The organism is Mycoplasmopsis agassizii, assembly GCF_002276225.1.
Classification (GTDB): domain Bacteria; phylum Bacillota_I; class Bacilli_A; order Mycoplasmatales; family Metamycoplasmataceae; genus Mycoplasmopsis_B; species Mycoplasmopsis_B agassizii_A.
The window spans coordinates 58,863-72,358 of sequence record NZ_NQNY01000001.1 but is presented as its reverse complement, the minus strand read 5'-3'; the positions used below and the strand labels follow the sequence as shown (position 1 = coordinate 72,358).

Below are 13,496 nucleotides of genomic sequence, written 5' to 3'. Positions count from 1 at the left end.
AAAATTTTGTTATTTATGAGATATTGACAGATTGGAATATAATGGCAAAAGCAATTTTTAATTTGTTTAACTTGACAAGCGCTACTCTTGCACCACTTCATGCAGTTGCAGCGACTCAGAATCAAAGTGTTGATATTAACAACAAATTTGATCCAAATTTTTTATTAAAAATTAATAGAAACGGTTATTCTGATGAAGAAAAAAACAAAAACATCAATAAACCAGTTGAGGTTTTAGTAAGAATCAATGACACAGTTGACTTCTCAGAATATGAAAAAAATAGAGATATTACTAAAATGATTGAACAATACGATAAACAAAATGAAAAATTTATTTTATCAGTAAAAGAAGAATTAAAAGATTTACAAGTATCAAGGTATAGTCACACTTCTCCATATGTTACATTTATTTTTAGAAATAGAGAAAAATTAGAATTGAATTTGATGCTTTTAGCAATGCTTAATGATTCAATTGTAGTAACCACTAATGAAATGACTGATGTTGCACTTGAAGCAAGTGCAGAAGAAGACTTTTTAAATTTGACTTATACTATTCCATACAATAAATCTTTAAATGAAAAACATTTCGAAACTGTTGGTTTTGCAGAGCAAAGAAAAAAAGAAAATTCTGTATTTGATTTTCAATCAGTTTTTTTAAAAACAATTAGAAATGTTAAGGTCGAAATTTTTGAAGCAGAAAACACAATAAGCAAAACAAATCCATCATTTAAAGATAAGAACCTTCATTTTTATAAAGATAATAAAAATGAAGAGGAAACTAGTCATGCTGACCGTGTTGCAGCTATTGCTTTTGGAGAATATGGTGCAGATACACAAGTTCAAGACATATATACTGTTTATGAAAATTCAGATCATCATTCTCATCTTTTGCCTGAATTCTCTAGTTGACTTTCTAAAATGGACTGATTAATATCATCAGGAGTTATGGTAATAAATAACAGTTGATCATACAAACACGAAAAATCTAAAGTAAATAAATATAAATTTTATTATGGATACAGTGAGGAAGCATATTATCTTGATTTTATTGCTCGTAAATATGGAATAATCTCTGTTTGAAGTTCGGGTAATAGTCTAGATAAAGGAGATTACGTAATAAATAGCGACACACTATCTCATAATTCTGTTGTTGTTGGGTCAACAAATCTTTCTGGAACAAAACTAAGTTATTTTTCAGAATATAGATTAGCAGACAGCAATATTTTAACAAAGCCTCTAGTTGTTGCACCTGGCGAAGAATATGAGTTTTATTTAACTTCAAATCCTAAACTGCTGTATGGTAAGGAAAAAAAGGGAACAAGCTATTCTGCACCCTTAGTTACTGGGTTGATAACAACTTTATTAAGAAATAACTACGATTTAGTAGGTAAGCTTGAAGCAATTTTAACAATACTAACTGTAGGTTCTAAAGAGATTGAGGGTTATAGTGAAAAACAGTCAAATGGTCTTAATGAAAAAGTTGGTGCAGGTTTAGTAAACTATGAATTAATGCAAAAAGCTGCAAATAATGTAAAAACTATATCAGTTTCAGATAAATCGAAAGAAGAAATTATAGACATTGGTAAGATTCTAAAGGGACAGAATCTCACTATATCAACTTCTTGATTATTTGATGCAGGTTATCTAAATAAACCATTACAGAAACCAGAGATACCTATGGATGATTATTATTTTTATTCTATGCAAGAAATGAATAAATATAATTTTGGAGATGGTGTTCTACCCGGATTTCCTAGTGCTACTTGAGATAAAATTAACAAGGTTGCGCATGAAAAATGGCTTCTTTCATGAGAAACAGATCCAAGAAAAACAGATTATGAAAAAGCACTGAATGAGTACAATAATTACAATCCATCTATTCTTGATGGCAAGTATAAAAATGAGTGAAAAACAACAGAATATTTAAAAGCAAAATATGGAGAGTCTTGATACATACCAACAAACATTGATTTAATAATTGAAAAATATGATGAAACTAACGAAAAATGAGTTTCAGTTTCATCATCAACTTCTCTAACAAGTAATATTGAATTTATTAGGCACAAGGTTTTGGAAGAAGGGACATATCGTGCTATTGTAAAACAAATAGGTCAAAATAAAAGTACTCAGCCTGTTAAAGGTGCAATAACATATGTTATTCAATAAGAAAATTTTACTAACTTTAGTTTTACCTTTTACAGCTGTACTTTTAACTTTTGCAGTTAGCTGTTCTTCAATAACTCAAAAACCCAAAGATGAACCTATCGATATTGTACAGATAAAACCAGATCCTGGTTTATTGCAAAAACCCGTTACAAAGGAAACGCCAGTGCAAGATGCTAAAATGAATTTAAAAAATCAGCTTTCAAAATTAGAATTAGATTCTAAAAAAATTGAATATTTTTCTTTTAATGAAACAATAGCAAAAATGTTATCTAGCGAATCTTTTGGCGGTAAAGATATAATTATTCTTAAATCAAAAAGTGAATTGACTGAACTTTTTAATAATTGAAAAAAATACTTGATAAAGAAATTTTATGTTGATGAAAAAACTGAAGAAAAATTCAGTATTTCAAAAGCAGAATTTGATGAGATTCTAGTATTACATATCAATGAATTAAATAAGAAATTTGATAATGATTACTTTCAAAAAAACTTTATTTTCATTGATTTTGGGGGAGAAATTTCACCAATAGGAGAAAACACTCAATATTATATAAACAATCAATCAGTGATAAATAATCTAACAGATGTTTTTGTTAAGGATAATAAAATTGTTGTTAGTTACGACACTACTACTTATGCAAATAATGATATTAAATATGGAACGTTCTATTCATTAGATAGAATCTCATTTGATTTAAAAGACAGTGATTATAAAATAGAAAAAAGAGGTTATGACAGAAATAAAGCAACGCCTATTTCTAATAGAATGCTAGCAATAAGTTCATTTATAACCCAAGACCTATCCAAATATCAAACTTCAGAAAATAATGAATGAACTACGAATAAATCTTTTGATAAATTTTCATCAATTTTGTTGAAAACTAAGCAACAACTTAGTGACTTACTAAATAAATTCTCATTGTACTACCAAACAAAATATTCTAAAGAGTTTCCTGTAAGTAAAAAAGAAGCAATCTTATCAACATATAATGACAGTTATTTTGAACAAAATTATTTGGTTCTCATATCTGCATTTCATTATCCTGCTACAGTTAAACTATTTAGTGATAATATTGAAAAATCATTTGATGTTAAAATAGATAATAGCGAAATAATTTTTACAATTTTTAAATCACTTCATGTTGTTACTGGGGATGAGACTGATCAAGATTATGTAGAGTTTATGAATGAAAGTAAAGATCCCAACAAAATGAAATATGGACCTGGAAATCAACAGCACACTTTATTTTTTAAAATTCCAAAAAATCTAATTGCAAATGAAGAAAAATTAAAAGTGTCGGTTGATTATATAAGAACCAAATATAACTAAATTCTTTGTAAAGAAGGTTCAGATAACAAAGTTATCTGAATTAATATTTAAATATTAACTTTAGCGCAATTGCTTTGGTTAATATTTTTTATTAAGTTTTTTCCTTATTTCATTAAACAAAACCTTTAATTAAAATCTTAATTCCTAGCTAAATCAAATAATTTAAAAGATAAAATATTTTAATCATTTTTTTATAAAAATCATTACAATAAAAGCAATTCAATTACTTGAATTTTCAAATTACAAATTAATAATTTTTATATATTAATGGAGCACAATGACCAACATAAAATTTTTTGGTCTTGGTGGTTTTAAAGAAATCGGAAAATCAACTTTATTAATCGAAAGTCAAGAAGCAATCATCTTGATCGATAGTGGTATAAAATTTGCTGATTCAGCCACTACAGGACTAAACGGGATGATCCCGAACTATCAATATTTAATTGATAATAATCATAAATTAAGAGCCTTATTTATTACTCATGGACACGAAGATCATATCGGTGGAGTACTATTCTTAATTCAACAAGTTAACTTAAAAACTATTTATGCACCTAAAATTGCTATTGAATTTTTAGGATTAAAATTCAAAGAGCATGGCGTTGGTAGAGATATTAACTTTATTGAAATCAAAGCAGATCAAGAGCACCAAATCGATGATATGGTGGTCGATTTTTGAACTGCACAGCATTCAATTCCTGAAGCATTTGGAATTAGAGTAACTACAAAACATGGTAAATTCTTAATGACAGGTGATTATCGTTTTGATATGACACCCATCGGTAATTTAACCGATTTTGATAAGTTAAAACAAATAGGTGATGAAAATCTAACTGTTTTATTCAGTGATTCAACAAATGCAATGAGACCAGGGCATTCACCTAGTGAGAAAGATATTTTAACTGATATTGAAAATATCATCATTGAATCACCACGTAAAGTGATAGTTACAGGTTTTGCTTCTAATTTAACAAGGATGAAAGAAATTTTACTCCTAGGAGTAAAACATGGGCGTAAAATCGCTATTTTTGGGCGCTCAATGGTTAATGCTATTGAGATCGGGAGAAAGTTAAAATACTTAAAAGTTGATGACAATGTTTTTATCAATAAAAAAGAAATTGATAAATATGAAGAAAAAGAAATCATGGTTTTAACTACAGGTAGCCAAGGTGAAGAACTAGCCGCTCTATCAAGAATGTCATTTGCAAAACATCCTCAAATTAAGGTAAAAAACGGTGATGTCATTATTTTCAGTTCTTCACCAATTCCTGGAAACAGAATGAAAATTGAACTATTAATCAATCGCCTTTATAAGTTAGGTGCAACCATTAAAGAAAATGGTGTAGATGGTTATTTACATACTTCAGGGCATGCTTATATTCATGAGCACATCAAAACTTTTCAACTAACTAGACCTAAATATTTCATTCCCTATCATGGTGATTATAGAATGGAAATTAGTCACGGTAATACAGCAATTGAACAAGGTGTTTTAAAAGAAAATGTTTTATACCCTAGTCTAGGGCAGGTGTGCTACATGGAAAATGAAACAGTTAGAGTTAGTGATGAATTTATTGATGTTAAACCTACTTATATAGATGGTGGTGTTGTACTTGAAGAAAATTCTAAGGTTGTAACTGAACGTTATTTACTAGGTGAAAGTGGTTTTGTCAAGGCTGTTGTTGTTATTGATAAGAAAAGAAATTCTATTTCAGGTAGACCTAGAATTATTTCTAAAGGTTCTTTATTTGTAAGTAGTAATAAAGACTTTATTGAAGAGTGTAATAAACTTGTACATGCCTCAACACTGTATATGATTAAAAATGATCCTGAGTGAACATTAGAAAAACTCAAAGAATTATTAAAAGAAAGACTAGAAGTTTTCTTTTATAAAAAGAAAAGAAGACGTCCTGTAATTCTTGCTTCTATCCTGTTTACAAACATGCAAGATGAGCGTGTTTTATCTGAATATAAAAGAGGTATGAAACCTGGAATTAAGAATAAGTTAGCCCAAGCAGGGGAAATTCCTGATGAAGTTGATGAAGAAAAAATTGAATCAGCTAAACCTAAAAAACGTAAACGTAAAGCTAAAACTAAAGTACAAAACGGTGCTACATTAACAGAAGTTTCTAGAGTAAGTTCTGTAGAAAACATTCGTAAATTAATGCCACAACTTAGAAAAGAAATGCTTGATGATGATGATGATTTAGACAGGGAAGATCAGTAAAATAAAGAGATAGCAGATTAATTCTGCTATTTTTTTATACTATTCTTAAATAAAGCATAAAAAAACAAGTATTCAATATACTTGTAAATTTACTTTTTAGACTTTCAAATCAGTCTTTTTTTGTCTTTTTTCTTTTCACTATTATCTGCTAGGTAAACATAACCATCGACATTATTAATAAAGTTTACAGTCACTAAACAGTCTTTATCGACAGAACGAATTAGTTTTAATAAATAAGGTGAATCAATGAACATACAGGTTGTTACAAGCATTGTTTGTGATTTACCTGAATAACCTCCTGTAAGGTTAATAATGCTTACTGTAAAAGGCTTTTCACTTTCTTTAATTTTGCTAACAATTTCATTAACTTTAGCTGAATAGATTTCAACTTTTGAAATCTTATATTTAGGAAAATAAACACCTAATAAAAATGTAAATATCAAGTTAGCAATGACTGAGAAAACAAAGTTAGGGTTTAATAATAAACTTACACTTCATGGTGAAACTTTAGGGTCGATAAACTCTGGACTAGTTGAACTAACACTATTTAAATAGTCTTCTAAAGCAATTGAAGCAGGCACATAAGAACCGATAATAATTGCTATTAAGAAACACATTAAGTTAATATAACCTAGGATCTTACCTACATCTTTATACTTTTTCAGGGCATATCACATTCCAAAAAAGTCGAAACCACCAGTTGAAGAATTAATGATTAATAAAGAAGCATATACTCAAGATAAGACAACTGAATAAGCAATTGAATAAACAAAGACACCAATAATACTTGCTGAATCAGCACCATAGTTTCATAAAACTACAGGAATATTATATTGAGCCAAAGCTTGATGAGCATTAACTGAAAGGTTTGAAAATAAGAAGAAATTTTCAATTTGAGGGATGAAACCAAAACCAATTGATGTTAGTGTAGAGACTAACAAAAAGTAGGTAGATAATTCTGTAAAACGTTTACCTACTTTAAAGTATCCAAAGATAATTAAAGGGATATTAGCGACAAAATATAGAAGTCAAAAGAGAATATTAAAGACTACATAAGCTTGCTGCTGATTAGCTGTTTCTTTCAGAATTAGAAAATAACTAAGGCGACCAAGAGCCATCGGAATCGAAGCTAAACCATAATCATATAAACCAGTATTTTGTAAAAGGATTACACCTAAGATACCGAAAATAATTGCTAAGACAATTGTTATGGAAATCTGAGCAGTTTTGTTATGAGCTGAATAAAGATAACCAAACTTTAAAATTGATCCACTAAGTCTAGTTCTGACAAAGTTTCCTTTGACAGTCACATTATTTAACTTATTGATAGTATGAGTCTTAGTTTTTTTATTGAGATTAATCAATTGTGATTCATAAGTTGCGTTATTAACTTCAACTTCATCAGGTCCTAAAGCACGATGAGTTTCATCATCAGTTATAACTAAGTCTTCTGTTTTTGGTTCAATTTCTAAAGCCTTATTAATGACTTCTTTAATTATATTGTTCTTGTTTTTTTCGCTCCCAGGCGCTTTTTGATCTGCCAAATTTTGGTCCTCCTAAAATTAAATATTACTTTTTATTTTACAATAAAAAAGATAAAATTTAATAGGATGTTTAAAGAGTATCCACAAAATCAAATATTTTCAAAAAATTTGCAGAAAAAAATTATTTTTGAAAATCAAAATTAATTAATGTTATTATTTCTTTACATTAATTGTGAAAAATTTCACAACCAAAAAAAGAAATCCGAAAAATTTTTTAATTTTTTTATTCGGTGTTTTAATGAGAATAAATTTTTCTTCTCATTTGATAACTGTTAAAAAAATTTATTTACTGATTTTTTCGGTTAAATTTATTAAAATATGAAAGAGGGGGTTTATAAAATAATAAAAATTATTTTATAATATAACTGTGGTAGCAAAAATTGACCGTATCGATGCCATTCGGGCATTATTTAGAGAAAAAAGACGTCTAACTTTTGAAGAAATCTACAAGGAATTTGGAGAATATTCTGCCATGACAATAAGAAGGGATTTAAATAACATGATTAGACTTAATGAACTTCAAAAAGTTTCATTAGGATATCAAGTGTACAATCTTACTGAAAGTGCTGAGCAAGAAATCATCAACTCTGATAAGAAAAGAAAAATCGGTAACAAACTTGATGAACTGATTAAAGACGGGGACGTTATTTACTTTTCACCAGGTACAACCAACCTAGTAGTCGTAGGACAACTTACAAAAAGAGTTAGAGTTTATACAAATGATTACTCAGTTTTCAAGGCTGCAGATAGCAACAAGAAGATTGAACAAGCAGTTTTAATTGGTGGTTTTGATTACAGTAGAAACAACGTTTTTGTTGGGGAAACAACTATCAAAACAATTCAACTGATGCGTTTTGATTACGCCGTTTATGGTGTAGTTGGAATCGCACGTAATGGTGATCTATATAATAATCACATGGAAGAAGCAATGATTGAAAAAACTGTTGCTTTAGTTGCTGATAAAATGGTAATTGTGGCTGATGATAGCAAAATGCAGAAACAAGGACACTTTATTTTCCATACATTAGCACAATCTGATTACTTTATCACCAATAACAAAAACCATTTAAACTTAAAAAGAATTGATAATCTAACCATCCTTTAAATTAAATCCCAGAAAGGATTTAATCATCAAAGTAATTATCTTTGAAAAACTTTCTGATCTGCATCAATATGTTGCAGATAAATTTGTTAATCAAATAAAACTAAAAAAAGACTCTGTCTTAGGTTTTGCAACAGGTGTTTCACCACTTGATACTTACAAACTTTTAGTTGATGATTATCAAAAAAACAATCGTGATTGAAGTCAAATCACAACATTTAATTTAGATGAATTTGTAGGTATTGATCCTAATCATCGTGAAGCTTTTATTGCTCAAATGAGCAATAATTTATTCAAACACCTTAATATCAATCCTAAAAACATCAACATTCCTAGTTCTCTTGCACCTAATCCAGAGCAAGAAGCTAGAGATTATGAGAATAAAATCCGTACCATCGGTGGTGTTGATTTACAATATATTTCTCTAGGTGTAAATGGGCACATGGCTTATAATGAGCCTGGCACTGATTTTAATTCAAACACACATGTAGCAAATTTAACACAAGATACCATTATTGACATGGTAAACAAGGGTAAATTTGCTACATTTTTTGATTCACCTACTCAGGCAATCACGGTAGGGATTCAGACTTTATTAAATTACACTAAAAAAGCCATGATGGTTTCTTTTGGTTTAAGTAAAGCAGAAGTAACAAGAGCAATGTTAGAAGATAAACCTAACTCAAAAGTAACTGCTTCTTATTTACAACTACATAAAGACTGTGTATTCATACTGGATAATGAAGCAGCTAGTTTATTAAGTGAAAAAACCTTAAAATTAGCAGAAAGAAGGTAATTTATGGTGCAAGCATTAACTAATAAAAAAGTTAATAAGTCACCCAAAAAGAACTTTAGTGTTAAAAGTTGATGGAATAAAACACTAGCAGTTCTACAACGTGTTGGTAAATCATTGATGTATCCAATCGCCGTTTTACCAATTGCAGCTCTTTTATTAAGAATTGGAGCATTAATAGAAGATCCGATGTCAAATGGTTCGATTGATATTAGTGAAGCACAAAAATTTATCGGTATTCTAATAAAAACACCTGGAGATATAGTTTTTGGTAATTTACCCTTAATCTTCGCCATCGGGATCGCCTTTGGTCTGGCGAATGATAACCGTGGTGAAGCAGCATTAGTTGGAGCCTTGCTTTGATTAGGGATGAATGCTTTATTAAAAGAAAATATGTTGCCGTTTCAAATTTATAGAAATGTCTTGCAGACAGAAATGGTAACAAAGCTCGCAGAGAATAATAATCCTGCAACAACCGCAAATCTATCGCAACTACTATTTTTTGGTAAAAAAGGAGTAGCAGTTTATCAACTTGATGCAGGTGTTTTTGGGGGAATTATCTCAGGAGCAATTGTGGCTAAACTATACAATAGATTTAGACACGTAAAACTTCATCAAGCCCTATCATTTTTTGGTGGTAGAAGATTTATTCCAATGCTAGGAATAGTTTCAATTATTCCTTTAGCACTAGCAATTTCTATCACTTGACCATGAATTCAATACGCATTAATTAAAATTGGTAACGCCTTATCAAGTGCACAAGGCGCAGCCAGAGGTGCGGCTTCAGGGGCTTATGCTATTTTAAATAGGCTCTTACAACCTTTTGGACTCCACCATATTATTAACACCTTTGTTTGATTCCAATTGCCAATTAGTGGTTTAAACTTTGCTACTGGTGAATTAATTTATGTCAACGGTGATATTACTGCCTTTAATAGAGGAATTGTTAATTCAGGACTATTTACAACAGGATTCTTCCCGTTATTCTTAGGTGGATTACTAGGTGCTGCACTAGCAATGGTCTTAACTAGTGACAAAGATAAAAGAAAACGCATGTTCTTCTTCTTTGGAGGAACTGCTCTGGTGTCATTCTTAACAGGAATTGATGAACCACTAATTTTCAGTTTCATCTTTGTAAGTCCACTTCTTTATGGAATTAATGCTCTTTTAACAGGAATTTTTTCAGCAATTGTTGCTTCAACAAGTATGTCAATTGGAATTGGTTTTTCAGCAGGACTAATTGACTACATAGTTTCTTTCCCAGTGTCTTGAGGTATTTCTACTTCAGTTCATAACACTGCTAATCATGTAGCAGCTAACCCATTATGAATTTTATTAATTTCACCAATCATGGGTGTTGTGCAGTTCTTTGTTTTCTGATGAATTATTAAGAAAACAAAAGTACCAATTCCAGGTAGAGAAAAACAACTAGGTTTAGCAGAAATTGAATACAGTGCAGATGTGTTTGATAAAGATGAACCTACTAAAGATAAGAAAAAAGAAAAACCTTCAAACCAGCCTTACAAAGATAAATACGATGCTCTTGCAGCTAATATCTTAGATATCGTTGGTGTTGATAATGTTATAGTTGCTGAAAACTGTGCAACTAGATTACGTTTAACAGTTAAAGATAATACTAAAATTGATGAAACTAAAATTAAACAACTAGGTGTTAAAGGAATTGTTAAATTAGGGAACGAAGGTTTCCAAGCAATTATTGGAACAGATGTGGAACACGTTGCTGATTATTTCAGAACTAGAATTGAAACTAATAACGCAGGTTTTGTTTCAAAAGATAAACCACAACAAGTTGAAACTTTAGCAACTGCTAAAGCAGATAAATTAACTAATCCAGTAATTATCAAAGCTCCAATTTCAGGAGAAATTAAAACATTAAAATCATTAGCAGATGGTGTTTTCTCAGAAAAAATGCTAGGTGATGGTTTTGTAATTTCAACCAAAGATCATAAAGGTAAATTAAAAATTGCTGCGCCTATTTCAGGGAAATTAACTGCTCTTTTTGATGCTAAACATGCCTATGGAATTACTAATGAAAATGGAGTAAAAGTTCTAGTTCATATCGGATTAGATACAGTCAAATTACAAGGTAAAGGTTTTGTAACAAAACTAGTTCAAGATCAAGAAATTAAACTAGGACAATTACTAGTTGAAATTGATTTAGATCTAATTAGAGAAAATAATTTACCTGATGATATTATTGTGGTTGTTTTAGAAGAATCACAACATAAAGATCTTGAACAAACAAATGTTCAAAACGCAAAAATGGGTGAAACCATTTTAAAGGTAAGATAAGATGTTAGTGAATCCCTATGTTATTTTAAAAGATGCAAAGGACAATAATTATGGCGTAGGTTCATTTAATGTTTTAAATATTGAACTAGCAAAAGCAGTTATTGAAGCTGCAGAAAATTTAAATCAAGATGTGATGTTACAAATCACTGATAGTGCTTTATCATGAATTGGTTTAGATTACTTTTTACCAGGATTAATTGAAGTCGCAAAAAAATCTAAAATCAAAATCGCTATTCATTATGATCACGTTTATGACATTGAACATTTTCAAAAAAATGTCATTCAAGGTTTTACTTCTGGAATGTATGATGGATCAAAATTAGCCTTTGATGAGAATGTCAATAACTCATTAATTGCAAGAAATTTAACCACTTCTAAAAACATCTTTTTAGAACTAGAAATAGGTGTCATAGGTGGTAAAGAAGATTCAAAAATATCGCAGGAAGATTTAGCAAATGAAGAGCAAATAATTAAGTTTTACGAACTCACAAAACCAGATGCTTTAGCAGCTGCTTTTGGAACTGCACACGGTGTTTATAAAAATGAAGTGAAAATTAATTTTGATTTAATTAAAAATTTAAATCAAAAATTAGATACGTTTTTAGTGCTTCATGGATCTAGTGGTTTAAGTGAACAATTAATTAAAAAAAGTATTGCTAGTGGTATTAGCAAAGTAAATGTTGGAACTGATTTATTAATAGTTTATAATAAGGCTATTAAAGAGTATTTCAGGAATTATCCAAATGAATATGATATTAGAAAAATTAATCAATATGCAATTGATTTAGTGAAAGAAGAAGTTACAAAATATTTAATGTGATTTAAGTAATATGGAAAATGCAAAAGTAATTATGTCGGTGATCTTTTTTGTTCTAGCAGCAATTTTAGCAGTTAGTTTATTCTTTATAAATAAGACACTAAAACAACGTTATAGTGAGAACGAAAAGTCATGAAAAAAAACATTCTTAGTTTATTCTTTTTGAGCATGTTTAATATTCGCAATCGTGTTTGTAATAGCGGGTTTTGCGACTGTTTTCGGCAATAATTTCATTACCTAAAATCTTTAAAAAAGTAAAATTTTAAATAACTAATTTTTAACTAAAAATTTGAAATCCTACATTACTTCATGTAGGATTTTTTAATTAATTTTTTATGACTTAAATTTAAAAATAGGAATTATATATTTTTTAAAATATATTGACCAAAATTAAAAAATAGGATTTTATAAATTTAAAAAGAAGAAAACTAAAAGGAAAAAATATTTTATAAATCATAAAGTCATAATTATTTTATATTTAGATTTATTTAATTAATTCATAACTTAATTAAATAGTTTAAAAATTAATCATCTTTTTTAAAAAAATAAAAATAAAATCTACCAAAATTTTAGGAGATTTTACAGTTAATAATTTATTAATAATCAAATATATTTGATTACATTTTAGTTTTTGCTTTTTGAATACATTCAAATTGCTTTATCTAAAAACATTAATAATTCATCCAATAAAGGTTGTTCAGTTGGACCTCATTCATAACTTATTGCATATTCTAAAATTATTTTTGAATCAGCAACAATATGATCAATAATTGTTTCTTGATCATAATTAATTTGCTTATTAGATGTAGGCATTTCTTTAATTAATGAGTGATTAACTGCTTCGCTTAAAGTTGCATTTAAAACTGCGTTTTGCATTACAATTTTTTCTGCAAATTCATCAACAAATTCTAAAACTTGTTCGGCTGTTTTATCTAGTTCTTCATGTATTTCAAAAAAGAATCTATCTTTAACTTGTCAGTGAAAGTTTTTAATTTTTTGGTATCAAACAGTTAATGTGTAATAAAGTTTGATTAATTCATTTGTATTTTTTCTCATGTTTTGATTATAGCACACAGGTATTTAATTAATGGTTTTTGTGTTCATTAATTTAGCTAAATAATTCATTTTATTTTGTCTCAAAATTTTTATATTTCATACTTGCATAAAATATAAAAATTACAAATTAAAATTTTAACAATCTTTTA

General features: G+C 28.8%; 10 protein-coding genes. 8 read left to right on the top strand and 2 right to left on the bottom strand.

Annotated elements, in window-relative coordinates:
- The first annotated feature begins 41 nt into the window (after nucleotides 1-41).
- The 3 genes from CJJ23_RS00325 (at nucleotide 42) to CJJ23_RS00315 (ending at nucleotide 5,722) form a co-directional block, all read left to right on the top strand.
- On the top strand, nucleotides 42-2,165 hold the full coding sequence (locus CJJ23_RS00325) for a S8 family serine peptidase (RefSeq protein WP_095334433.1): 2,124 nt from the start codon (nucleotides 42-44) through the stop codon (nucleotides 2,163-2,165).
- Nucleotides 2,152-3,495: a hypothetical protein gene (locus CJJ23_RS00320; RefSeq protein ID WP_095334432.1), complete on the top strand. Its 1,344-nt coding sequence runs from the start codon at nucleotides 2,152-2,154 to the stop codon at nucleotides 3,493-3,495. Before CJJ23_RS00325 ends, CJJ23_RS00320 begins: the two co-directional genes overlap by 14 nt.
- A 277-nt stretch (nucleotides 3,496-3,772) precedes the next feature.
- Complete coding sequence (locus tag CJJ23_RS00315; RefSeq protein ID WP_095334431.1) at nucleotides 3,773-5,722, top strand: ribonuclease J; 1,950 nt, start codon at nucleotides 3,773-3,775, stop codon at nucleotides 5,720-5,722.
- Between the two features lie 89 nt (nucleotides 5,723-5,811).
- On the opposite strand, the gene CJJ23_RS00310 is transcribed toward CJJ23_RS00315, so the two are convergent.
- Nucleotides 5,812-7,266, bottom strand: coding sequence for a DUF2179 domain-containing protein (locus tag CJJ23_RS00310; protein ID WP_095334430.1), 1,455 nt, complete (start codon nucleotides 7,264-7,266; stop codon nucleotides 5,812-5,814).
- Between the two features lie 367 nt (nucleotides 7,267-7,633).
- On the opposite strand from CJJ23_RS00310, the gene CJJ23_RS00305 reads away from it, so the two are divergent.
- From CJJ23_RS00305 to CJJ23_RS00285, 5 genes are read left to right on the top strand one after another with little or no spacing between them, the layout of a single operon-like run.
- Nucleotides 7,634-8,371, top strand: a complete 738-nt coding sequence (locus CJJ23_RS00305; RefSeq protein WP_095334429.1) for a DeoR/GlpR family DNA-binding transcription regulator — start codon at nucleotides 7,634-7,636, stop codon at nucleotides 8,369-8,371.
- A gap of 1 nt (nucleotide 8,372) precedes the next feature.
- On the top strand, nucleotides 8,373-9,164 hold the full coding sequence (locus CJJ23_RS00300) for a glucosamine-6-phosphate deaminase (RefSeq protein WP_318024398.1): 792 nt from the start codon (nucleotides 8,373-8,375) through the stop codon (nucleotides 9,162-9,164).
- A gap of 3 nt (nucleotides 9,165-9,167) precedes the next feature.
- Entirely contained in the window at nucleotides 9,168-11,474 is a 2,307-nt protein-coding gene (locus CJJ23_RS00295) for a glucose PTS transporter subunit IIA (RefSeq protein WP_095334427.1), read from the top strand.
- A gap of 1 nt (nucleotide 11,475) precedes the next feature.
- A complete protein-coding gene (locus CJJ23_RS00290; protein ID WP_095334426.1) occupies nucleotides 11,476-12,303 on the top strand; it encodes a class II fructose-bisphosphate aldolase in 828 nt (275 codons plus the stop codon).
- A 1-nt stretch (nucleotide 12,304) separates the two neighbouring features.
- Complete coding sequence (locus tag CJJ23_RS00285; protein WP_084232181.1) at nucleotides 12,305-12,532, top strand: hypothetical protein; 228 nt, start codon at nucleotides 12,305-12,307, stop codon at nucleotides 12,530-12,532.
- Between the two features lie 383 nt (nucleotides 12,533-12,915).
- Here the strand turns inward: CJJ23_RS00285 and CJJ23_RS00280 are convergent, their stop codons facing one another.
- Entirely contained in the window at nucleotides 12,916-13,347 is a 432-nt protein-coding gene (locus CJJ23_RS00280) for a ferritin-like domain-containing protein (protein ID WP_095334425.1), read from the bottom strand.
- Between the last annotated feature and the right edge of the window lie 149 nt (nucleotides 13,348-13,496).